Origin of the sequence: Chryseobacterium sp. MYb7 (assembly GCF_002979455.1) — a bacterium.
In the GTDB taxonomy this organism is placed as follows: domain Bacteria; phylum Bacteroidota; class Bacteroidia; order Flavobacteriales; family Weeksellaceae; genus Chryseobacterium.
Map to the genome: position 1 here is coordinate 38,844 of NZ_PCOU01000023.1, position 21,035 is coordinate 59,878.

The 21,035-nt window shown below is 35.9% G+C and carries 22 protein-coding genes; 13 read left to right on the forward strand and 9 right to left on the reverse strand.

Annotation, left to right across the window (positions count from 1 at the left end; translation table 11 throughout):
• Positions 1-201 precede the first annotated feature (201 nt).
• Together CQ046_RS17000 and CQ046_RS17005 are read right to left on the reverse strand one after the other, a co-directional pair.
• Positions 202-1,011 (reverse strand): enoyl-ACP reductase, encoded by an 810-nt coding sequence (locus tag CQ046_RS17000; RefSeq protein ID WP_047375319.1) that lies wholly within the window; start codon positions 1,009-1,011, stop codon positions 202-204.
• Positions 1,012-1,131: 120 nt separating this feature from the next.
• Positions 1,132-1,431, reverse strand: a complete 300-nt coding sequence (locus CQ046_RS17005; protein WP_105703427.1) for a hypothetical protein — start codon at positions 1,429-1,431, stop codon at positions 1,132-1,134.
• 139 nt (positions 1,432-1,570) lie between these two features.
• Between CQ046_RS17005 and CQ046_RS17010 the strand changes: the two genes are divergently transcribed.
• The 3 genes from CQ046_RS17010 to CQ046_RS17020 all read left to right on the forward strand — a co-directional run bounded on the left by CQ046_RS17010 (position 1,571) and on the right by CQ046_RS17020 (position 4,606).
• Entirely contained in the window at positions 1,571-2,131 is a 561-nt protein-coding gene (locus tag CQ046_RS17010) for a DNA-3-methyladenine glycosylase I (RefSeq protein WP_105703428.1), read from the forward strand.
• A 262-nt stretch (positions 2,132-2,393) separates the two neighbouring features.
• Positions 2,394-3,671, forward strand: coding sequence for a hypothetical protein (locus CQ046_RS17015; protein ID WP_105703429.1), 1,278 nt, complete (start codon positions 2,394-2,396; stop codon positions 3,669-3,671).
• Between the two features lie 173 nt (positions 3,672-3,844).
• Entirely contained in the window at positions 3,845-4,606 is a 762-nt protein-coding gene (locus CQ046_RS17020) for a hypothetical protein (RefSeq protein WP_105703430.1), read from the forward strand.
• Between the two features lie 55 nt (positions 4,607-4,661).
• On the opposite strand, the gene CQ046_RS17025 is transcribed toward CQ046_RS17020, so the two are convergent.
• A complete protein-coding gene (locus CQ046_RS17025) occupies positions 4,662-5,516 on the reverse strand; it encodes a nucleoside phosphorylase (RefSeq protein WP_105703431.1) in 855 nt (284 codons plus the stop codon).
• 21 nt (positions 5,517-5,537) lie between these two features.
• Positions 5,538-6,023 (reverse strand): hypothetical protein, encoded by a 486-nt coding sequence (locus CQ046_RS17030; protein WP_105703432.1) that lies wholly within the window; start codon positions 6,021-6,023, stop codon positions 5,538-5,540.
• Positions 6,024-6,254: 231 nt separating this feature from the next.
• Here CQ046_RS17030 and CQ046_RS17035 point away from each other — a divergent pair, with 231 nt between their 5' ends.
• The 3 genes from CQ046_RS17035 (at position 6,255) to CQ046_RS17045 (ending at position 11,676) form a co-directional block, all read left to right on the forward strand.
• Entirely contained in the window at positions 6,255-8,084 is a 1,830-nt protein-coding gene (locus CQ046_RS17035) for a cytochrome-c peroxidase (RefSeq protein WP_105703433.1), read from the forward strand.
• Between the two features lie 481 nt (positions 8,085-8,565).
• Positions 8,566-10,719, forward strand: a complete 2,154-nt coding sequence (locus CQ046_RS17040) for an alkaline phosphatase PhoX (RefSeq protein ID WP_105703434.1) — start codon at positions 8,566-8,568, stop codon at positions 10,717-10,719.
• Between the two features lie 57 nt (positions 10,720-10,776).
• A complete protein-coding gene (locus CQ046_RS17045; RefSeq protein WP_105703435.1) occupies positions 10,777-11,676 on the forward strand; it encodes a leucine-rich repeat domain-containing protein in 900 nt (299 codons plus the stop codon).
• Positions 11,677-11,678: 2 nt separating this feature from the next.
• Here the strand turns inward: CQ046_RS17045 and CQ046_RS17050 are convergent, their stop codons facing one another.
• Positions 11,679-12,002 carry a translation initiation factor gene (locus CQ046_RS17050; protein WP_105703436.1) on the reverse strand — a complete coding sequence of 108 codons (324 nt, stop codon included), beginning with the start codon at positions 12,000-12,002 and terminating at the stop codon, positions 11,679-11,681.
• A gap of 193 nt (positions 12,003-12,195) precedes the next feature.
• Between CQ046_RS17050 and gpmI the strand changes: the two genes are divergently transcribed.
• The 5 genes from gpmI to CQ046_RS17075 all read left to right on the forward strand — a co-directional run bounded on the left by gpmI (position 12,196) and on the right by CQ046_RS17075 (position 17,056).
• The gene (gpmI, locus tag CQ046_RS17055; RefSeq protein WP_105703437.1) at positions 12,196-13,737 is read left to right on the forward strand and encodes a 2,3-bisphosphoglycerate-independent phosphoglycerate mutase; all 1,542 of its coding nucleotides are present in this window, start codon (positions 12,196-12,198) and stop codon (positions 13,735-13,737) included.
• A gap of 150 nt (positions 13,738-13,887) precedes the next feature.
• Positions 13,888-14,865 carry an acyl-ACP desaturase gene (locus CQ046_RS17060; protein ID WP_105703438.1) on the forward strand — a complete coding sequence of 326 codons (978 nt, stop codon included), beginning with the start codon at positions 13,888-13,890 and terminating at the stop codon, positions 14,863-14,865.
• A gap of 101 nt (positions 14,866-14,966) precedes the next feature.
• The gene (locus CQ046_RS17065) at positions 14,967-15,398 is read left to right on the forward strand and encodes a BT0820 family HAD-type phosphatase (RefSeq protein ID WP_105703439.1); all 432 of its coding nucleotides are present in this window, start codon (positions 14,967-14,969) and stop codon (positions 15,396-15,398) included.
• Positions 15,399-15,479: 81 nt separating this feature from the next.
• Positions 15,480-16,289, forward strand: a complete 810-nt coding sequence (map, locus tag CQ046_RS17070) for a type I methionyl aminopeptidase (RefSeq protein WP_105703440.1) — start codon at positions 15,480-15,482, stop codon at positions 16,287-16,289.
• Positions 16,289-17,056, forward strand: a complete 768-nt coding sequence (locus CQ046_RS17075) for a class I SAM-dependent methyltransferase (RefSeq protein WP_105703441.1) — start codon at positions 16,289-16,291, stop codon at positions 17,054-17,056. The genes map and CQ046_RS17075 overlap by 1 nt, the downstream gene beginning before the upstream one ends.
• A gap of 52 nt (positions 17,057-17,108) precedes the next feature.
• On the opposite strand, the gene CQ046_RS17080 is transcribed toward CQ046_RS17075, so the two are convergent.
• The 3 genes from CQ046_RS17080 to CQ046_RS17090 all read right to left on the reverse strand — a co-directional run bounded on the left by CQ046_RS17080 (position 17,109) and on the right by CQ046_RS17090 (position 19,094).
• The gene (locus CQ046_RS17080; protein WP_105703442.1) at positions 17,109-17,819 is read right to left on the reverse strand and encodes a T9SS type A sorting domain-containing protein; all 711 of its coding nucleotides are present in this window, start codon (positions 17,817-17,819) and stop codon (positions 17,109-17,111) included.
• Between the two features lie 141 nt (positions 17,820-17,960).
• Complete coding sequence (locus CQ046_RS17085) at positions 17,961-18,293, reverse strand: DMT family transporter (protein ID WP_077414420.1); 333 nt, start codon at positions 18,291-18,293, stop codon at positions 17,961-17,963.
• Between the two features lie 237 nt (positions 18,294-18,530).
• Positions 18,531-19,094 carry a Crp/Fnr family transcriptional regulator gene (locus CQ046_RS17090; RefSeq protein WP_105703443.1) on the reverse strand — a complete coding sequence of 188 codons (564 nt, stop codon included), beginning with the start codon at positions 19,092-19,094 and terminating at the stop codon, positions 18,531-18,533.
• Positions 19,095-19,415: 321 nt separating this feature from the next.
• On the opposite strand from CQ046_RS17090, the gene era reads away from it, so the two are divergent.
• Both era and CQ046_RS17100 read left to right on the forward strand, forming a co-directional pair.
• Positions 19,416-20,291: a GTPase Era gene (gene era / locus CQ046_RS17095; RefSeq protein ID WP_105703444.1), complete on the forward strand. Its 876-nt coding sequence runs from the start codon at positions 19,416-19,418 to the stop codon at positions 20,289-20,291.
• 65 nt (positions 20,292-20,356) lie between these two features.
• A complete protein-coding gene (locus CQ046_RS17100) occupies positions 20,357-20,785 on the forward strand; it encodes a DoxX family protein (protein ID WP_105703445.1) in 429 nt (142 codons plus the stop codon).
• A gap of 65 nt (positions 20,786-20,850) precedes the next feature.
• On the opposite strand, the gene CQ046_RS23665 is transcribed toward CQ046_RS17100, so the two are convergent.
• Positions 20,851-21,000, reverse strand: coding sequence for a bacteriocin-like protein (locus CQ046_RS23665; RefSeq protein WP_165790541.1), 150 nt, complete (start codon positions 20,998-21,000; stop codon positions 20,851-20,853).
• Between the last annotated feature and the right edge of the window lie 35 nt (positions 21,001-21,035).

Below are 21,035 nucleotides of genomic sequence, written 5' to 3' on the forward strand. Positions count from 1 at the left end.
TTTACGGATATTTCAATAAATTCATAAATATTTTAAATTAATGTTATTAAATATTAAAATTATTAATTTAATTCGTTTTTTTTATTGAAAAATATTTGTTTATTGTGATGATTGTATTAAAAAAAGCAATGCACTGAATGCATTGCTTGTATTGAATAGAATTACTCCTTTATTGTATTGAAAAAATAAGTTTTCTGCTAATTATTCAGTATCATATTTACTGATTACTCTCTGAGTAACTCCTGAGCTGCTGAAACCTCCGTCATGGAAAAGATTCTGCATCGTTACTTTTTTAGTAAGATCAGAGAATAGTGTTACACAGTAGTCTGCACATTCAAGAGCCGTAGCATTCCCTAGTGGAGACATATCTTCTGCATATCCAAGGAATCCTCCGAAACCTTTCACACCGCTACCTGCAGTAGTCATTGTAGGAGACTGAGAAACTGTATTTACACGTACTTTTCTTTCACCCCAATAGTTTCCGAAAGTTCTTGCGATACTTTCCAGATACGCTTTGTTATCAGACATATCATTATAATCCGGGAATGTTCTCTGAGCAGCAATATAAGTAAGTGCCAAAATGCTTCCCCACTCATTCATACAGTCTTTTTCCCAAGCCACACGCATTACTTTGTGGAAAGAAACAGCGGAAATATCCCAGCCTTTTTCCAACCAGTCGTAGTTCATTTCTGTATAATGTTTTCCTTTTCTTACGTTGATAGACATTCCGATAGAGTGAAGGATAAAGTCGATTTTTCCAAATTTTGCAACAGCGGCATCAAAAAGTTTTTCAAGATCTTCTATAGAAGTAGCATCAGCACCTATTACTTCAGAGCCTGTTTTTTCTGCTAAACCATTAAGTTCTCCCATTCTCAAAGCAATAGGAGCGTTTGATAAAATGAATTCAGCACCTTCTTCATGACATCTTTCAGCAACTTTCCATGCGATAGATTGTTCATTAAGGGCTCCAAAAATAATTCCCTTTTTGCCTTTAAGTAAACCGTATGACATAATTTTTTAATGTTTATTATACTACAAATGTAACAATAATTGTGGTTATGACATAATAAAAAATGGAGCCTTATCAATTTAAGACTCCATTTTATTGAAAATATTTATATGACTGAAATACTAATTGGTTTTCTTATTCCATTCTGCCTTTACATCCTCTGCTGCATCTTTGGTTTTTTCCCATGCTTCATCTGCTTTATCCTTTATATCTTCCCATGCATCTGATACATTAGCTTTTACCCTGTCTAACCAGTCTTCCTGGCTGGCCTCCTGATCATTGCTTCTTTTCTCATTGATGTAATCTTTGGCCTTGCCTGCCAATTCATTGATTTTCCATTTGGCGTTGTCCGTTGCATTCTGTAAAGAATTTTCTACATTGTTTACTGCATTTTCCGCTTTGTTATACTCTGAATTGTTCATAATACTATAAATTTTAGTTTGGTAGTTGTAATTAAACAAGAACCATTCCTAAAATCAGGATAGGTTGTTAAACTTTTGATAATATTTTGTTATCTTTTTCCAAATCGGTAGTATCTTTAATATACAAAATTTGATAATTATGGAAAAAATTCGGTGCGGATGGTGCGAGAAAGATGATCTCTACAGAAAGTATCATGATGAAGAGTGGGGAAGGCCTGTATATGATGATGAAACGATATTTGAATTCCTTATTCTGGAAAGTTTTCAGGCCGGACTGAGCTGGTATACTATTTTGTCTAAAAGAGAAAACTTCAGAAAAGCTTTTGATCATTTTGATTATAAAAAAGTTGCGGGCTATGCACCTGAGAAAATCGAAGAATTGATGAACAATCCTGGAATTATAAGAAACAGACTGAAAATTCTGGCGGCGGTCACCAATGCACAAAAATTTATGGAAATTCAAAAGGAGTTTGGTAGCTTTTCCCAATACATATGGAACTTTATAGGTGGCAAACCGATTGATAGCAGCCCGGAATCATTGTCTGCTGTTCCTGCTACTACAGAAATTTCAGATCTTATTTCTAAAGAACTTAAAAAAAGAGGCTTCAAATTTGTTGGGTCTACGGTAATTTATGCCCATATGCAGGCGACCGGAATGGTAAATGACCACTTAAAAGACTGTTTTACCAGAAAAAAATAGTTGTTTTTTATTCAAAATTTGGTGAAGTTTATTGTTAATTATATAATTAAAAAAGTTAAGCAGAAAATTAGAGATATCTGCAAAGTCCAATGAATGCACTGTTTAATAAATGCTTGATATTTAAACATTTTTCATTGTTTTGTGATTAAGTGTTGTTTTAATCACTATAATGTGTTTTTAATTATTGTTTTTTCAATAATATTGGTGTTTTATTAATAAATTGTTAAAAAATCGTATATTTGCACCTCCTAAAATTACAGGAATGCAAAAAAACTATAAACTACACTACATTATTCTTTTATTATTCTTTACTTGTTTTATAAGTGCTCAGGTTGGGATAGGTACTCCGAATCCTGCACCTTCAGCAATGCTTCATATCAATGCCAGTCATAAGGGAGTACTGCTTCCAAGCGTGGCTTTAGCATCTACAACAGATAATGTTACTGTACCTTCACCCGCAGACGGACTTATCGTATGGAATAACGGAACTTCCACACTCATTGAAATTGGATTTTATTATTGGTTTGAATCTAAATGGAATAAAATTCTGGCAAACGGCGGTACTCCCACAAAAATAGAGGATGGAAACAACTGGAATCTTACAGGAACCAATGTCGGAAACTATGGCGGAGCCAATACAACCCTTGCTTTAGGAACAAAAACATATGATGATCTCATTTTTAAAGTAAACGCGTTAACAGCCGGCAGATTGGGGGTTGATAATTCTGTAAGCTTTGGAACAGGCTCCAATGCAGGACAGAACGGTGTTGCCATTGGAAGTGCCAATTCAGCATTTATGGGAATAGCTATTGGAAGTGCCACAACGGTATCCGGAAATGAAGCTTTGGCTGTAGGTAATAAAACTACCGCAGCCGGATTCAGATCTACAGCAATAGGATTTCATGCGCAGACCAGCAGTAATGAATCAGTAGCAGTTGGAAATAATTCTTCGGCAGATGGGTTTCAATCCATCGCATTAGGATACAACGCTAAAACAAATACCAATAGTGAAACAGCTTTAGGATATAATGCGGTAACCAATAGTCAAAACTCCACAGCTTTAGGTTCTGGTGCTAGTGCATTGGGGCAATATTCAACAGCAGTAGGATATGGGGCAAGTACTTCACAGGCCAACGCTATTGTTTTGGGCGATAATAATGCTAATGTAGGGATTAGTACTAGTGCTCCGAATATCTCTGCAAAGCTGGATGTCAACGGGCAGTTTAAATTGGGTGAAAAAGGCAGTGTGCAGAAAAATCAAATCAGTTTTGAAACATGGCCTGGAATATCCATCAACAATTTACCTCCGGGAAAATCTACCACTATTGATATTCCGGTTCCGAATGGTTATCAGCCAGGTTCTACAAAAGCTGTAGTAATAGTTTCTCCGGCAGGAGATTTTATAGGAAATTCCTCATTCTCCATTTCAAATCCAAGGTTGACTTCTGCTTCCAGTATTACAATTAATCTCACTAATATTTCAGGAAATGCCAATAGTTTGTACTCCGGACATTTTTATGTGATGATTAATGAATTTTAAATAATAGGTTTTTTATTATAGTTGATATGGTGTGAAGGACTTCCGGACTGGGAGTCCTTTTTTGCTTCTATATTATAAGTATATATTTAATTGAAATTTCTCCTGTATAAAATGCTTCACACTTGTAAATAGGCTATTTTTGTACTATTAAAAATGAATATCTCTTTCAAAATATGAAGAAAATAGGAATTATAGGGTATGGCTGGCTGGGGGAGAGAATAGCTTCTTCCTTCTCAGGGAAATATATCATATCGGCAACAACTACAACGGAAAGTAAAGCAGATCAACTCAATAATAAAGGGATCGATGCTGTAATAGCTTCTTTCCCGGACTATCAGTTGACAGAAGCTTATTCACAATGGTCTGAGATTAAAAATATTGATGTCTTAATTATTACCATTCCGGTTTCAGAAAAGAGCTGTTGTGTAAGTTCTTTATACAACAGAATTCAAAATTTATCAGCTTTTATAGGAGCTTTTAAAGGACAGATGTTCCTGATGAGCTCTACAGGGGTTTATCCCGATCTTCCTCAGGAATTTACAGAAGAAGACGTTCCTTTGGAAAAAGTATCTGGCGAAAGAATGCTGAGAAATAAATATCCTCAGCTAAATATTTTAAGACTTGGCGGTCTCATGGGAGGCAACAGGCTTCTGAAAAACTATAAGGTGAGTAATCTGGATCACGCTGTCAACCATATTCATTACGCTGATATCAGTGGTATTATCTTAGAAATGATTGAAAGAAAAACTGAATCAAAATTATACAATGTAACCGCGCCGGTTCATCCGGCAAAAAGCCAGGTGATTAATGCACAGAAAAATATAGCAGATAATAAAGAATTTGAAGTGAAGGGTAAGAAAGTATTATCTTCAAAGCTGGTTTCAGAGCTGAAATATGTATTTCAGTATCCGGATCCCAAGATATTTCACTTGTAATAAAAAAATCTCCGGAAACTATTCCGGAGGTTTTTATCTGTATGTAAAAAAATAATTACTTAATAATTCTTTCCAATACCCACTCAATCAGGTTTTTCTCAGAAGCATGGTGGTCTGCGGAGAATTCTCCACGTCTTCTGTTGGCAATAACGTTATTCACGGTAATAGCTTTGTGTCCTAATAATTTTGAAAGGGCATAGATCGCAGAGGTTTCCATCTCAAAATTGGTGATTCCAAGATCATTCAAGGTTTCTAAGAATTTGTCATCTACTGCTTTTAATCGAAGCTGTCTTCCCTGTGGAGCATAGAATCCTGGGAATGTTGCTGTATTTCCGTGGTATTTGGCATCTTTATAATAGTCACCCATTTCTGCTGCCCAGTCTGAGAAATAAAGCATAGGCTTGATTTTTTCATAAGGGAATTTTTCTAAGAAGCTTTTAGAAAATTCATTTTCGAAATTGTAATCCTGATAGAAATGCATCAATCCGTCTAAACCTACAACGTTCTGGGTAACCAACATGTTGTCTACCTGTACATCCGGGTTTACACTTCCGCAAGTTCCCATACGGAATAGTTCAAGGGCTTTGTGCTCAGTCTTAAACTCTTTGTTTTTAAGATCAATATTCACCAAAGCATCCAGTTCGTTCATAACGATATCGATGTTTTCCGTTCCGATACCGGTTGACATTACAGTGATTCTTTCTCCGCGAAGGGTTCCTGTATGCGTATAGAATTCTCTTTTATTTTTTTTGATCTCTACGGTATCAAAATATTTTGAAACTTTTGCCACTCTGTCAGGATCACCTACAAGGATGATTTTGTCAGCAATATCTTCAGGGAGAAGATTCAGGTGGTATACACTTCCGTCTTCATTCAGAACAAGTTCTGAGGCAGCAAGTTTGTTTAGCATAATCTGTATATTTTTTGTTTTTTAATTAATCATAATAGCCTCTTTATAAGGAGATGCCATAACCTCATAGATGTCATTGTATTCTTCTACAATTCTCTTCTGACCATTCATTACTTCATATACGGTAACGACAGTTTTTTCAATATTTTTAGGATCTTTCCTCTGTGAAGTAATTTCGTAGAAATGATCATCTTTTTTAAGAATAGAAATCAGTTCTTCTTTGGTAGAATTATTGGAAGTCATCATTCCCGGGAATTCTACAACAATATCCTTCAGATCTGTATAGTTTTTATAAGGCTTGGTAACCCCGTTGGAATATACATAAACATTGGGAATATTTTTATCCTTTTCCAAGCGGACCAAATAATAATCAGAGCCTCTTTTCTCGGCATATACAGCCATTTCCTGCTGCTTTCCGGATGGTTTTTCCGGTTGCTTCTTTTTCTGCGAAAATACCGTCATAGAAAGAAAACTTGCCGCAACAGCAAACCATAGTTTTGTTTTCATAATTTTATTTTAGTTTTTTTGATGTGTTGAATTCAATTTAAAAAAATCCTCTCCCAATAATCTCCCGCCATTATTTTTCCGGTATTTCGAAGAACCGCTTTCTTTAGAATAATGAATTTGATTTCGGGGTTTAAAATTAGTGAAAAATATGATATCAGAAATATAAACATTATTTAATCTGCTATTAAAACTGAGATAACATCGGATGAATACTTTTGCCGCTAAAAATTCATGAGATCTTATCCACTGCTTGTAATTGTCCTTCTGATAGGATTTGCAGTAATGTCTTTTAATCCTGTTTATAAAGGAAAAGAAAGCGAAAATACATTTGTTAATAAAGGCTTGTCCGACTTTAAAAATAAGCTTGAACAGCTGAAATCAGCTGTTGATAAGTTCTCAGAAGACCGTATTTCCCTGGCAGAATTACAAAAATCTCTGAGCAGTACAAGAAATTCATTCAAAGAAATAGAGTTTTATGTTGCTTACCATTACCCTGAATTTACCAAAACCCATCTTAATGCAGCCCCTCTGTTTCATATTGAAGCTGCGGGTACATCTTCCTATACACTTCCTCCCGAAGGATTGCAGGTGCTGGATGAGCTTATATTCTCAGACGAAGCAGAAAATGAGAAAGAAAAGATCAAAACGATTACCACCTTTTTATACAATAGCTATTCCGGGTTTTATTTAAGTGCTTTAAAAAATGGATTGAGCAAAGGAAACAACAAAACACTGCCTTTACGTATAGAATTAATCCGGATCTACTCCCTTGGTGTTTCTGGTTTTGATACCCCAGGTTCACTGAATATTTCTGAGGAAACAAGCCATACTCTTGCGGGAATGCAGAAATACATCAATGATGATCCTTATTTTAAAAACTATAATATTCAGAAAGCTGACCAGACTTTAACAGAAGCTATCAGCTATCTTTCAATAAATACAGATTTTGAAACTTTCGACAGAATTGAGTTTTACAAAAAATATATACAGCCATTGTACGAAGAATTGGGAAAATGGGATGGAAGACCGGATGATCTTAAAGAGTTTTCAGGATGGAACGTTGGTAACAAAAACTTTTTTAGCAGTGATTTTTTAGATCCCTATTTTTATACTTTATTAAAATCTTCAGAAGATAATCCGAATCTCAGAAATCTTGGAAAATCAATTTTCTATGATCAGAACTTAAGTGGTAACGGAAAAATGAGCTGTGCGACATGCCACCTTCAGGAAAATGCTTTTACAGATCTTAAAGCAAAATCACAAAGCAATGTGGAGGGGAAAACAGTTTTGAGAAATTCTCCATCTTTATATAATGCTGTTTTTGCCAAGAGATTTTTTTATGACCTTCGTGCATTCTATCTTGAACAGCAGGTGGAGCACGTCATTTATAATGAACAGGAATTCAATACAAGCTATGAAAGCATTATTCAGAAACTAAAAACAAAACCTGAGTATAAAAAAGCGTTCCGAAATGCCTTTAAGGACGGAAAAATCAGTAAAGAAAATTTTTCGAAAGCATTAAGCTCTTATGTGGCTTCACTATACTCATTTGACAGTGATTTCGACCGTTTTATGAGGAATGAAAAAAATGTTTCTGATGATGTGAAGAAAGGCTTCAACCTGTTTATGGGAAAAGCCAATTGTGCAACCTGCCATTTTGCCCCTCATTTTTCCGGATTGGTACCGCCATTTTTTAATGAAAATGAATCCGAAGTGTTGGGAATTACCACGAAGCCGATCAAACAGCTTCCTGTAGAACTTGATCAGGATTTAGGAAGAGGAAACAGCCCTGTAAAAAAGGAGAAATCATGGATTTATGATTACTCTTTCAAAACAGTAACCGTTAGAAATATTGCTATTACGAAACCTTATTTCCATAACGGAGCTTTCAATACGCTGGAAGAAGTACTGGATTTTTATAACGAAGGTGGGGGAGAAGGATTAGGATTGAAAATGAAAAATCAAACCTTAGCACCGGATAAATTAAACCTTACCGAAACAGAAATCAAACAGATTATAGCCTTTCTGAATGCTCTTACGGATGTGAGTAAAGTGAAATAGGAGTGTTCGAGTGTGGGAGAGTTTTAGAGTGAAAGTGTAGAAATTCTGGTTGCGAGTTTCGAGTTTCGAGTTGCGGGGTTAGAGTGTTTGAGAGTGATAGGGAGGAGATTTGGGGTATATCATGAATAGTTTTGAAAGTGGGGATGAATAACTTTTATTTCATGTATAACTTTTAAACAATTTTTTTACTCATAATTTCCGCGCAAATTCCGTATCCCGAACCTCGTACCATAATTATCTCCTCATATCTCACCTCGCATCCTACTTCAACCTTGTACCGCGCAACTTCAACACTCTCACTCTAAAACCCTCTCACACTCAAACCCTACAACCCCGCACTCCGCATCATTTAACACAAAATTAATCCCCTTAACATTACGTTTTTGATAAGTTAATATTAGGGGATTTATATTTAAAGTCCTATTAACAGGATAAAAGCTCTAATAAAATAGTTTTGCAACGTCTAATAAATCAAATAAAAATGAAGAGAAAACTACTAAGAATGGGAGCTTTGGCTTTACTGGCCAGTTCTGGCATCCATGCACAGACGTTCATATTTAATAAGAATGCGTCGTGGAGCTATAAAGATAACAATCAGGCTCAGCCGGCAGGATGGAATGCTCAAACTTATGACATTTCAACATGGGCAGCTGGAAATGGTCCATTAGGATATGGAGATCCTGTAACAACAACAATCAATTCAGGGCTTACTACAGCTTATTTTGCTAAAGATTTTACAGTGGATCTTTCTACACTTTCTGACAATATGGAGCTTGGTGTAATGAGAGATGACGGTATCATTGTATATCTTAACGGAGAAGAAGTTGTAAGAGACAATATGCCTGCAGGTACTGTTACATTCAATACTTTTTCAACCACAACTATTGATGGAGCTGCAGAAAATGTTTATAATATTTTTTCCATTCCAAAATCAAAATTTGTAAACGGTGTCAATAGAATTTCTGTTGAATTGCATAACAGAAGTACCACCAGTTCAGATTTAAGAATTGATGCTTATCTGAAAACAACCACTAATACAACGACACCTGTCACTTGTAACGGAACACACATCAGTTGCTTTACTTCAATTGTACCTACAGCACAGACAAATAAACTGATTATCCCTGCTGAACATAAATATCAGCTTATTTTAAAAGAAGGTGATAGCTATACCGAAGGTGGAGGATTTGTAGGAGGCCAGAATGACTTTACAGGGTATGTTGCAAAAGCAGGAAGCAGCACCAATGGATATCTTTCTGTAAACCATGAAACGAATCCTGGAGGAGTTACCATGGCGGAAATCAACTATAACGCGACTTCAAAACTTTGGCAGCTGACAAAATCAAGAGCGGTAAGTTTTTCAGATCCAAGTTTAGTACAAACCATCAGAAACTGTTCAGGAGGAGTTACCCCTTGGGGAACCATTGTTACAGCAGAAGAATCTGTAACTTCTAATGATGTGAATGCTGACGGATATAAAGATTATGGTTGGTTGGTAGAAATAGACCCGGCTACTGCTCAGGTTATATCTAAAAACCCTAACGGAACAAAAGGTAAGCTTTGGCAGATGGGGATCATGAACCATGAAAACGTAGTGATCAATAATGCGGGAACTGTGGCTTACTACGGGGAAGATGGAGGTACTCATATGGTGTACAAATATGTAATGGATACTCCCAATGATCTTTCTTCAGGAAATCTGTATGTTCTGAAATTAGACCAGGGATTAACTGCCGCAGGAGATCCGGTAGGAACTACAGCAACATGGGTTCAGGTTCCTAATAAAGAAAAAGCCGATCAGAACAATACCAATAATAATGCTTTATCTGTAGGAGGAACAAAATTCAACGGAGTAGAAGACGTTGACATCAGCCCGCTGGATGGGAAAATCTATTTTACAGCCAAAGGATTAGACAGAGTATACCGTCTTCAGGATAACGGAACTACAGCTTCTCAGGTAGAAACATTTGTAGGAGGAGGTTCTTCCGTATATTCTTTCAATACCGCTCAGGGAATGAAATCTGAAGCTTGGGGAGATGGTAATGATAACCTTACTTTTGATGAACTTGGAAACCTTTGGGTACTTCAGGATGGAGGAAAAAACTATATCTGGGTAATTGCTCCGGATCATACACAGGCTAATCCTAAAGTAAGATTATTTGCTTCTATGCCGGCTGGTTCAGAACCTACAGGTCTTACATTCACGCCTGATCACAAATTTGGTTTCTTCTCTATTCAACATCCGGATTCAACAATTTCTACAGATGTGGATGCAACAGGGAATACCATCGATTATAAAGGAAAATCTGCAACGATCGTAATTGCCCTTAAAAATAACTTAGGAATTGAAGGTTCTTTAGGAACTATTGAAAACCATACTGCAGAAAATACAGTAACAGTAGCTCCTAACCCAACTTCAGGAATCGTGAAAATCAATTCACCAAAAGGATTGAAAGATATTTCTGTGACGGCTTACAGTATGGACGGGAAAATCGTTTATACAAAGAAATTCAATGGAACCAACAAAGTTTTGGATATTGATTTTACACAACAGTTGGAAGGATCCCGAGTTTTAGTTTTAAATATTGAAGCTGAAGGAGGTTTCCAGAAAACAGTTAAACTTTTAAAGAAATAAATTATTTATAATTCTTGTCTGTCGGCAGCCTCGGTTGCTGGCAGACCTTTTATTTTTATGAAAAAACTTTTCTTATTCATTTCCATAATCTCACTTTCTCAGATCAAAGCACAGATTGATCCGGTGAAGTATCCCACTTTTACCAATATTGAAGATGCTCTAAAGAGTAGAAAAACTGTTTATAGTATGAGTTTCAGAGAGAAGGGATTATTTAATATTCCCCCTCAGATTGTCAAGCTGGATTCACTGTTCTTTTTGAATATTATGGCGAATAAGCTTGAGAAAATGGATCAGGAACTCTTTGCCCTGAAAGAATTAGAAATTTTGAATGTCAATGAAAACAGTATTAAATACATTCCAGATGAGGTAGGTAACCTTAAAAAACTAACCACTTTTTCAATGAATCTGAATAGCCTTACAAGTATTAACCCTAATCTTGCAAAGCTTCAGAACCTAAAGGCAGTGCATTTTGATGCCAACAACCTGAATACTTTTCCGGAAGCCTTTATGGAAATTCCCACACTGGAAGAAATTAACCTTCAGGGAAACCAAATCAGCTTTATTGCAGACAGATTGGATCAAATCAAAAACCTGAAATTCCTGAACCTTTCAGATAATCAGATCAATGATTTAGGTAATTTATCTTTTCCTGACAATTTAAAATATCTTGAATTACAGCAGAACGCTATCAATAAACTTCCCGAAAACCTTTTCAAATCAAGAAATCTTGAATTTTTGAATGTAAGCGGAAATAATATTACAGAAATCTCACCCAAAGTAAAAGGGTTGAAAAATATCGTCAGCATGAATCTGGCCAATAATAATTTGAAAGACCTTCCTGTAGAAATCAAGCAGCTTAAAAATCTGAAAACATTGATTCTTACAGGAAATCCTATAGAAAAATCTACTATTGAAAATTTAAAAACCTTATTGCCGGAGACCCAGATCTATTTCTAGATCTATCCGCCAACACGTTTGGTCTTATATCCCATTTCTTTAAGGATATTCATTATTTTATCACGGTTATCCCCTTGAATGATAATCGTTCCGTCCTTCTCAGAGCCGCCTATACCCAGGGTGGTTTTTATTTTCTTTGAGATTGTTTTCAGATCCTCTTCACTTCCTTCCCAGCCTTCAACAATCGTTACAGGCTTACCGTTTCTTCCTTTCTTCTCAAATTTACATACCAAAGGTTCCTTCTGCTTGAACTGCTCTTCAGGCATCTCAAAATCCTGCTCGTCATGATCAGGAAAAAGATTTTTCAATTGATCTCTTAAATCCATACCGCAAAATTAAAAAGATTTACTGATTAATGAACTGAAATAACCTACGAAATTTCAAATTTTTACCCGTGCCAAGGTTTCAAACCTTGGCACGGTTCAATTGACTGATCATCAGTAATCAATAAAATTCGAGGCTTCAAATTCTTCTATTCCTAGGAAATTAGGTAAATTTGTCTAACAAAAGTTTTACAAAATGTCAAAAAAAGCAATACTGGCCATTCTTGACGGATGGGGATTGGGAACAAACCCTGACGTTTCTGCAATAGATAAAGCAAACACACCATTCATAGACAGCTGTTACCAAAAATTTCCACATACTACGCTTGAAGCAAGTGGACTAGCTGTAGGTTTACCAGCCGGACAGATGGGGAATTCTGAAGTAGGACACATGAACCTGGGAGCCGGGAGAGTAGTATACCAAAACCTGGTGAAGCTGAACATGGCCGTTGAAAACGGAACACTGGGTCAGGAAAAAGTAATTCAGGATGCTTTTGAATATGCCAAAAAAGAAAATAAAAAAGTACACTTTATCGGATTGGTTTCCAATGGAGGAGTACATTCCCATATTAATCATTTAAAAGGATTATTAACTGCTGCAAAAGAATTCGGATTGAATGATAACGTTTTTGTTCATGCATTTACCGATGGCAGAGATTGTGATCCGCATTCAGGATTAGGATTTATTGATGAGCTTCAGAAGCATATGGATGCTACCACAGGAAAACTGGCAACAGTGGTAGGAAGATATTATGCAATGGACAGAGATAAAAGATGGGAGCGTGTAAAATTAGCTTACGATGCCCTTGTAGAAGGAGTTGGCGAACCATCAACAGATGCTTTGGCTTCTATTAAAGCTTCTTATGATAACAACGTTACCGATGAATTCCTTAAGCCAATCATTTTAATGAATACTACTGCTACTGGAAATATAGTACCGGTGGCAAAAATCATTGATAATGACGTAGTAATCTGCTTCAACTTCCGTACAGACAGAGGTAGAGAGATTACAGAAGTGCTTTCTCAGAAGGACTTCCCTGAATATGATATGAAAAAGCTGAACCTTTATTATATCACATTAACGAACTATGATAAAACATTCCAGAATGTACAGGTAGTTTTTGATGAAAATGTACTCACGGAAACTATGGGTGAAATTCTTGAAAAGAATGGAAAAACCCAGATCAGAATAGCAGAAACAGAAAAATATCCACACGTGACTTTCTTCTTCTCAGGAGGGAGAGAGGAGGAGTTTAAAGGCGAAAGAAGATTACTTTGCCCAAGCCCGAAAGACGTTCCTACCTACGATCTGAAGCCGGAGATGTCAGCCTATGATATTACCAACGCTATCGTACCGGAACTGGAAAGCGGAACTGCTGATTTTGTTTGTTTAAATTTTGCCAATACAGACATGGTAGGGCACACAGGAGTTTTTGAAGCTGCTGTAAAAGCCGCTGAGGTGGTAGATCAGTGCATCGAAAAAGTAGCAACCGCTGCTTATGAAAACGGATATGCTGTCTTCATTCTTGCAGACCACGGAAATTCAGATGTAATGATGAATCCGGACGGTACACCTAATACACAGCACTCAACGAATTTGGTTCCTTTTATCGTAATGGATAAAGATCATACATGGAATTTAAAACCAGGAAAACTGGGCGATGTAGCCCCTACAATCCTTAAAGTAATGGGGGTTGAAATACCAGATGCAATGACTGGAGAAGTTTTAGTTAATTAAAATTCAACAATATTGTTAAAAAAATGCCGTTATGCTTTTGCTGCGGCATTTTTTTTATGATTTATGTCAGATAAAGTATGAGTTGCATACTTTATTATGCGTTAAATAACAAATAAATCATATCTTTGTAAATTAAAACTGAATAGTAAAATGTATCAAAAGCTTGTTAGGAAAGAAGTAATGGGATTATTGGAAAAGGAAGTAGGTTCTTTTCTTGATAAATTTTTAACGCCAATTGAAAAAATATGGCAGCCTTCCGATTATTTACCAGATCCTTCAAGCGATGATTTTAAACATGACTTAGAAGAAATTCAGACTTTTGCCCGTGAAATGCCTTACGATCTTTTTGTAACATTGATTGGCGACTGTATTACAGAAGAAGCACTTCCTTCTTATGAGTCTTGGTTGATGGGAGTTGACGGTATCAATCAGGAAGAAAAAGTAGGCTGGGCGAATTGGGTAAGAGCATGGACTGCTGAGGAAAACAGACACGGAGATTTATTAAACAAATATCTTTATCTGTGTGGAAGAGTAAACATGAGAGAAGTGGAAATCACCACTCAATATCTTATTAATGATGGCTTCGATTTAGGGACAAGTATGGATCCGTACAGAAACTTCATTTATACAAGTTTCCAGGAAACAGCTACTAATATTTCTCACAGAAGAGTAGGTACATTGGCAAAACAATCCGGAAACGGGAAATTAGCAAAAATGTGTGGGGTAATTGCTGCAGACGAAGCAAGACACGCTAAAGCATACAAACACTTCGTAGCGAAAATTCTTGAAGTAGACCCTTCAGAAATGATTCTGGCATTCGAAGATATGATGCGTAAGAAAATTGTAATGCCTGCTCACTTGATGAGACAGTCCGGACAAAAAGCAGGAGAACTTTGGGGACATTTCTCAGATGCTGCCCAAAGATGTATGGTGTATACAGGTAATGATTATATCAATATTATGAAAGACCTTTTAGATGAATGGAAAATTGAGCACGTAAAAGGACTTACAGAAAAAGCAGAAAAAGCTCAGGAATACCTGATGAAGCTTCCTGCAAGACTTCAGAAGATCACAGACAGAGTCTCTACTCCGGATCTTCAGTTTCAGTTTAGCTGGGTAAAAAGTTAGTAAGAATCTATATTATTCTTTAAAATATAAAAGTTATTGAGTGCCTTTCTTTTGGGCACTCTTTTTATTTCTTATCTTTGCAAAGCTAAAAAAAGAACAAAATGTTAAATAATAAAAAGATTGCTGTTGACTTTGACGGAACTATTGTTGATGACGCTTACCCGGCAATTGGGAAACCAAAAACTTTTGCTTTCGAAACATTGAAAAGACTTCAGGCTGAAGGTTTCAGACTTATTCTTTGGACATACAGACACGGAAGAGCTTTAGATGAAGCAGTAGAATTCTGCCAGAAAAACGGGGTAGAGTTTTATGCAGTGAATTCAAGCTTTGAAGGAGAAGTTTTTGATTCCGAAACTCAATCCAGAAAATTAGATGCAGATTGGTTTATTGATGACAGAAACCTTGGTGGATTCCCAGGATGGGGTGAGATCTACAACATTATTCAGGAGAGAATAGAATTCCGCGTAGAAGGGAAAGAAGTTCTTGCCTATTCAAAACTTAAAAAAGAAAAGAAAAAAGGACTTTTCTGGTAGAAAAATAACAATTTAACAGTGTACCAATTTATCAATCAATATTGTTACACTGATACATTAATACATTGGTAAATTAATACAATGATTCAATTAAAAACGATAGACGAATTACGTCTGATGAAGGAGAGTGCCCGACTGGTTTCTAAAACATTGGGAATGTTGGCAAAAGAAATTAAACCGGGGATTACAACCTTATATTTAGATAAACTGGCTCATGATTTTATCAAAGATCATGGTGCTGAACCTGCATTCTTAGGTTATGGAGGGTTTCCAAACTCTCTTTGTATTTCTCCGAATGAGCAGGTAGTTCATGGTTTTCCAAATAATGACGTCATAAAAGAAGGAGATGTTCTTTCTGTAGATTGTGGAGTTATTCTGAACGGTTTCGTAGGAGATCATGCCTATACATTTGAAATCGGGGAAGTGAAACCTGAGGTTAAAAAATTACTACAGGTTACCAAAGAATCTCTATACAAAGGAATTGAGCAGTGTGTAAGAGGAAAAAGAATAGGAGATATCTCCCATGCTATCCAGACACATTGTGAAAAAGAAGGATATGGAGTGGTAAAAGAGCTTGTAGGACACGGATTGGGAAGAAAAATGCACGAAGATCCACAAGTTCCAAACTACGGAAGACAGGGAAGCGGAAAAGTAATCAAAGACGGTTTAGCAATTGCTATCGAACCGATGGTTAATATGGGAACTGAAAAAGTGAAGTTCCATAACGACGGCTGGACAGTAACGACTTTAGATAACATGCCATCTGCTCACTTTGAACATGATGTAGCCGTGATCAATGGTAAGCCGGTACTGCTGTCAACATTTGATTATGTATACGAAGCTTTAGGGATTGTAAGTGATGAAGAAAAGCAGTTCCAACTGGATTTTTAATGAAAAAGTTAACGAAGCTTTTACTGAATAAAATTCCGCGTCCAATGCTTATTAAAATGAGCATCTGGGCAAGACCGCTTATTTATCAGTTGTTCAAAGGAGATGAATTTTATGATCCTATTGATGGAAGATCTTACAGGAAATTCCTTCCTTACGGATATGGAAAACAAAGAGAAAATGCACTGTCTCCGGGAACCTTAAGTTTGGAGAGACACCGTCAGATGTGGCTGTATCTTCAGAACGAAACTGATTTTTTCATCAAAAATTATAAAGTTCTGCATATTGCTCCCGAACAGGAATTTCTAAGAAAATTCAAGAGAATGAGCAATCTGAATTATATTTCAGCAGACCTGTATTCTCCCATTGTGGATGTGAAAGCGGATATCCTGGATTTACCTTTCGAAAATGACAGTTTTGATATCATTTTCTGTAACCATGTTCTGGAACATATTGAAGACGATGCAAAAGCAATGAACGAGCTTTACAGGGTAATGAAACCCGGTGGTTGGGGAATCCTTCAGGTTCCGATGAAAAATTCATTGGAGAAAACCTATGAAGATTTTACCATTAAAGATCCTAAAGAACGTCAGAAACATTTCGGACAGTACGATCATGTTCGCTGGTATGGAATGGATTATTTTGACCGCCTAAAAAAAGCAGGCTTCGAAATAGAACAGAACTTCTATTCACAGAAATTCTCTGAAGAAGAAATAAAAAAATACGGATTAAGACATAACGAAATCTTACCTGTAGTTTACAAAAAATAAAACAAAACCCGTTTCAACTATTGAAACGGGTTTTTATATAATAGGTACTATTTTATTCTTTAATAAAAGGATAAGGCTTATAATTTTCTACTGATACAATATATTGTCCTTTCTGGAGGCTCCTTGTATCAATTGATATTTTACTATCATTTGTTTTAGTTTCCAGTACTAGTTTCCCTGACAGATCAAAAATTTGAAGGGAAAGGTTTTTCTCAATATTTTCAATGTTTAAAACTTCCTTTACAGGATTTGGATACGTTTTGAGAGTTTTCTTTACAGCTTCTGTTTCTCTAGTGCTCAGTTGTGCGGTGTTGTTATAGTAGATTTTGTTTCCTGAGGGATCTGTCATTACCAAAGTCTTTACATTGCCGCTGGTTGTAATCTGGTAACTGTATATTGATGCGTAAGCTCCTAAGCCATAAATGTCACAGTTTTTCTGATCATAAGCACGAACAGGGGCTGCATTTCCTCCGTTATAAAACAAAAGAGTGCATGAGCTTGATGTTTTGATAAGATTGTTGCCTCCGGGCATAATCCCGAAACCCATCATGGAAGTATTATAATATTTGGAATTAATAACATAGCTTGTTCCTCCCGCTGAATTGAATGTAGTAGCTGGAACTCCGTTATCAATTAAGGGAGTGTTGGTTGTTTGTCCGCTGCTTGTTACCATTTTGGAAATATACCACGTATTGGAAAGTAATTCAGAGGTTTGTTGGGCAGTCAGTAAACTACCTGCTAAAAGGAATAGTATTTTTTTCATGAGTTAAAAGTTTACTGTAAAGATATAAAAGAATTTCTTTTTCCTGATTCAATTTAATCATGATCATAAAATGAGTAAAAAAACCGCCTTTATAGCAAAGACGGTTTCCATTTTTAAATATAGATAAAAGTTTATGCACTTTTAATGTGATGAAGAAACAGCTTTTAATCCTACAACAGAACCAATAAGTGTTACAATAAAGAATACTCTCCAGAAGCTTACAGGATCTTTAAAGAAGATAATTCCCATTAAAGCAGTTCCCACAGCCCCAATTCCTGTCCATACCGCATAAGCAGTACCGATAGGCAGAGTTTGAGTTGCTTTGATCAGCAAAAGCATACTGATTGTCATTGTTATCAAAAAGCCGGTATACCACAGGTACATCTCAGTTCCTGATGTTTCTTTTGCCTTTCCCAGACATGATGCGAAGGCAACTTCAAATAATCCCGCGATAACTAATATTAACCAATTCATTTTTTAAAATTTTACTACTGCAAATTTCAGAATTTGATGTGAGAAAAAATTTTACAATTGTTAAAAAATGAAGATGTGGAGAGGCTAAAGAAAAGAAGCTGGAAGAAGTAAAAAAACAATACTGGTCTATCAATAGGGGCGGACTTTAGTCCGCTCGCTCTCAATATAAATACATATTCCTCCGGCTTTAGCCAAAACATAAGAATTTTTAAATCCTTCAATCTTTGAATTTTAAATTCATTTTATCTCCGCCCGAATTCTACTTAAACTCACCTGCGTAATCCCAAGATAAGACGCAATATAACCCAGCTGAACCCTTTTCAGCAAGTCCGGTTGATAGGTGATGATATCTTTATAACGTTCCAGTGAAGTCTTGAACTGTCGGGAAATAATTAATTCCTCAGATTTTATCATCTCTGCTTCTGCCAGTTTTCTTCCCCAGTTAGCAATATGAATGTCTTCGTTGAAAAGTTTTCTGAGACTTTCTGTTTCCATTCTATACAGATCGCAGTCTTCCAGCAATTCAATGCTTTCATATCCCGGTTTGTCCTCTACATAGCTTTTCATTGAGAGAATGCATTGTCCCTCACTTCCGAACCAGAAAGTAATATCATTATCAGCCGTTGAAGAATAGGCTCTTGCAATTCCTTTTCGGATAAAATACAGATAAGGAATTACTTTATCGGCTTCCATCAGACAAAAGCCTTTAGGATACGAAACCTCTGTGATATGCTCTTTTAAACTGTTTTTTGATGCTTCAGGAAGAAGGTAAACCTTATCAAGAATCTGGTCTATATTCATAAAGATGAATTCTAATAGTCAAAAATATTAGTTTTAAGTAATGCAATACAAAATTATCAGGTAATTTTTATAAGAAATATTGCAGTCCATATAATCAAAATTCTTCCGAATTCAATTTATTTATCGTCAATATTACAAAGGAAAGAGTAAAATTCCCCTCCACTGGAGGGGTGGCGAAAATTCAAAGAATTTTTGACGGGGTGGTTTAAGCTTTTACAATCCTGTATTTCACAATATAACTCTCTTTTTTCTTTAAAAATTAAGATTAACTGTAAAGACCAATTTTGTTTTACTAACTTTGCAGTTCGTAATATTATTTTTATGCACAAAGCAGGATTTGTAAATATAGTTGGAAAGCCCAATGCGGGAAAATCGACCTTACTCAACCAATTAATGGGAGAGAAGTTGGCGATTGTAACGCAGAAAGCTCAGACAACCCGTCACAGAATTTTTGGAATTTATAATGAAGATGACCTTCAGATTGTATTTTCTGATACTCCCGGAGTATTGGATCCTAAATACGGACTGCAGGAAAAAATGATGGATTTTGTGAAGGACTCTTTGCAGGATGCTGACGTTTTTCTATTTATTGTAGATGTTACCGATAAAGCAGAACCGTCAGAGTTTTTAATTGATAAACTGAATAAAATCCCTGTACCCGTACTTCTTCTATTAAATAAAGTAGACCAGACGGATCAGGCAGGTCTTGAAAAACTGGTTGAAGACTGGCATGCCAGAATTCCTAAAGCTGAAATTTTACCTATTTCTGCATTGAACGCCTTTAATACAGAGATTATTTTACCTAAAATAAAATCATTACTTCCAGAGAATCCTCCTTATTACGACAAAGATCAGTATACGGATAAACCTGAAAGATTTTTTGTAAACGAAGCAATTCGTGAGAAAATTCTTTTGAATTATGATAAAGAAATTCCATATTCTGTGGAAGTAGTCACTGAACAGTTCAAGGAGAAAGAAGGAATTATCTTTATAGATTCTATTATTTATGTAGAAAGAGATACCCAGAAAGGAATTATTATCGGGCACAAAGGGGAAGCCATCAAAAAAGTAGGAACTGAAGCAAGAATGGACCTTGAGAAATTCTTCACCAAAAAGATTCACTTAAATCTATTTGTAAAAGTGAAAAAAGATTGGAGAAAGAACGACAGAGATCTGAAAAATTTCGGTTACCGTTAAACTAAAACCGCCGGAATCCCGTTGTATTAAAAGATTTTTATTACCTTAGTATAAATTTTTAGTACATGAACTATAATAATTCAAATTCGAGCTCAATACCTAAAGATATTGTTTTGTTAGTGGTAAGAGTATTTGTAGGTTTTGCGATGCTTTCTCACGGCTTTCCAAAACTTCAGATGCTATTGGCAGGCGGTAAAATCGAGTTTTTCGATTTTATGGGACTTGGCCCTCAGATATCACTTATTCTTACAGTTTTTGCTGAATTTGTTTGTTCAATACTCCTTATACTAGGCCTCTTTACAAGAGTTTCTTTAGGATTTCTGATCTTTACAATGATTATTGCAGGTTTTGTAGTACATGGTGCAGATCCTTTTGAAAAAAGAGAAATGGCTCTTGTTTACCTTTCCGTTTATCTTTTATTGATGGTAATCGGAGCCGGAAAAATCTCAGTAGATCATATGATTGAGAGAAGAAAAAGGGCCTCAGAATGGTAATTTTAGAATAAGAACAATACAAAATAAAACAAGGCGCTTCAGAGATTGAAGCGCCTTGTTTATTCTTAATAATTGCAGTGAGGTAAGCAATCCCAGATCAGTTTTCCGTTTTCGTCTCTTACTCTGCAAGCCATAAAGCCTGCATCACATAAAGGAGCACTTCCGCCATTGATTGTTTTTAAATGTAATTTTGATAATTTTTTTAAATTTTTCATATTATTTTAATTTGTAAAGTAAATGTAATAAAAAA

What these genes read in the sequence shown, in the direction of transcription:
- CQ046_RS17075 (WP_105703441.1), top strand. Translation starts at nt 16,289, where the DNA reads ATGAAAAAGTTAACGAAGCTTTTACTGAATAAAATTCCGCGTCCAATG.
- CQ046_RS17065 (WP_105703439.1), top strand. Translation starts at nt 14,967, where the DNA reads ATGTTAAATAATAAAAAGATTGCTGTTGACTTTGACGGAACTATTGTT.
- CQ046_RS17045 (WP_105703435.1), top strand. Translation starts at nt 10,777, where the DNA reads ATGAAAAAACTTTTCTTATTCATTTCCATAATCTCACTTTCTCAGATC.
- CQ046_RS17040 (WP_105703434.1), top strand. Translation starts at nt 8,566, where the DNA reads ATGAAGAGAAAACTACTAAGAATGGGAGCTTTGGCTTTACTGGCCAGT.
- CQ046_RS17015 (WP_105703429.1), top strand. Translation starts at nt 2,394, where the DNA reads ATGCAAAAAAACTATAAACTACACTACATTATTCTTTTATTATTCTTT.
- CQ046_RS17020 (WP_105703430.1), top strand. Translation starts at nt 3,845, where the DNA reads ATGAAGAAAATAGGAATTATAGGGTATGGCTGGCTGGGGGAGAGAATA.
- CQ046_RS17025 (WP_105703431.1), bottom strand. Translation starts at nt 5,516, where the DNA reads ATGCTAAACAAACTTGCTGCCTCAGAACTTGTTCTGAATGAAGACGGA.
- CQ046_RS17000 (WP_047375319.1), bottom strand. Translation starts at nt 1,011, where the DNA reads ATGTCATACGGTTTACTTAAAGGCAAAAAGGGAATTATTTTTGGAGCC.
- CQ046_RS17060 (WP_105703438.1), top strand. Translation starts at nt 13,888, where the DNA reads ATGTATCAAAAGCTTGTTAGGAAAGAAGTAATGGGATTATTGGAAAAG.
- CQ046_RS17050 (WP_105703436.1), bottom strand. Translation starts at nt 12,002, where the DNA reads ATGGATTTAAGAGATCAATTGAAAAATCTTTTTCCTGATCATGACGAG.
- CQ046_RS17080 (WP_105703442.1), bottom strand. Translation starts at nt 17,819, where the DNA reads ATGAAAAAAATACTATTCCTTTTAGCAGGTAGTTTACTGACTGCCCAA.
- CQ046_RS17030 (WP_105703432.1), bottom strand. Translation starts at nt 6,023, where the DNA reads ATGAAAACAAAACTATGGTTTGCTGTTGCGGCAAGTTTTCTTTCTATG.
- CQ046_RS17100 (WP_105703445.1), top strand. Translation starts at nt 20,357, where the DNA reads ATGAACTATAATAATTCAAATTCGAGCTCAATACCTAAAGATATTGTT.
- map (WP_105703440.1), top strand. Translation starts at nt 15,480, where the DNA reads ATGATTCAATTAAAAACGATAGACGAATTACGTCTGATGAAGGAGAGT.
- gpmI (WP_105703437.1), top strand. Translation starts at nt 12,196, where the DNA reads ATGTCAAAAAAAGCAATACTGGCCATTCTTGACGGATGGGGATTGGGA.
- CQ046_RS17005 (WP_105703427.1), bottom strand. Translation starts at nt 1,431, where the DNA reads ATGAACAATTCAGAGTATAACAAAGCGGAAAATGCAGTAAACAATGTA.
- CQ046_RS23665 (WP_165790541.1), bottom strand. Translation starts at nt 21,000, where the DNA reads ATGAAAAATTTAAAAAAATTATCAAAATTACATTTAAAAACAATCAAT.
- CQ046_RS17010 (WP_105703428.1), top strand. Translation starts at nt 1,571, where the DNA reads ATGGAAAAAATTCGGTGCGGATGGTGCGAGAAAGATGATCTCTACAGA.
- era (WP_105703444.1), top strand. Translation starts at nt 19,416, where the DNA reads ATGCACAAAGCAGGATTTGTAAATATAGTTGGAAAGCCCAATGCGGGA.
- CQ046_RS17085 (WP_077414420.1), bottom strand. Translation starts at nt 18,293, where the DNA reads ATGAATTGGTTAATATTAGTTATCGCGGGATTATTTGAAGTTGCCTTC.
- CQ046_RS17090 (WP_105703443.1), bottom strand. Translation starts at nt 19,094, where the DNA reads ATGAATATAGACCAGATTCTTGATAAGGTTTACCTTCTTCCTGAAGCA.
- CQ046_RS17035 (WP_105703433.1), top strand. Translation starts at nt 6,255, where the DNA reads ATGAGATCTTATCCACTGCTTGTAATTGTCCTTCTGATAGGATTTGCA.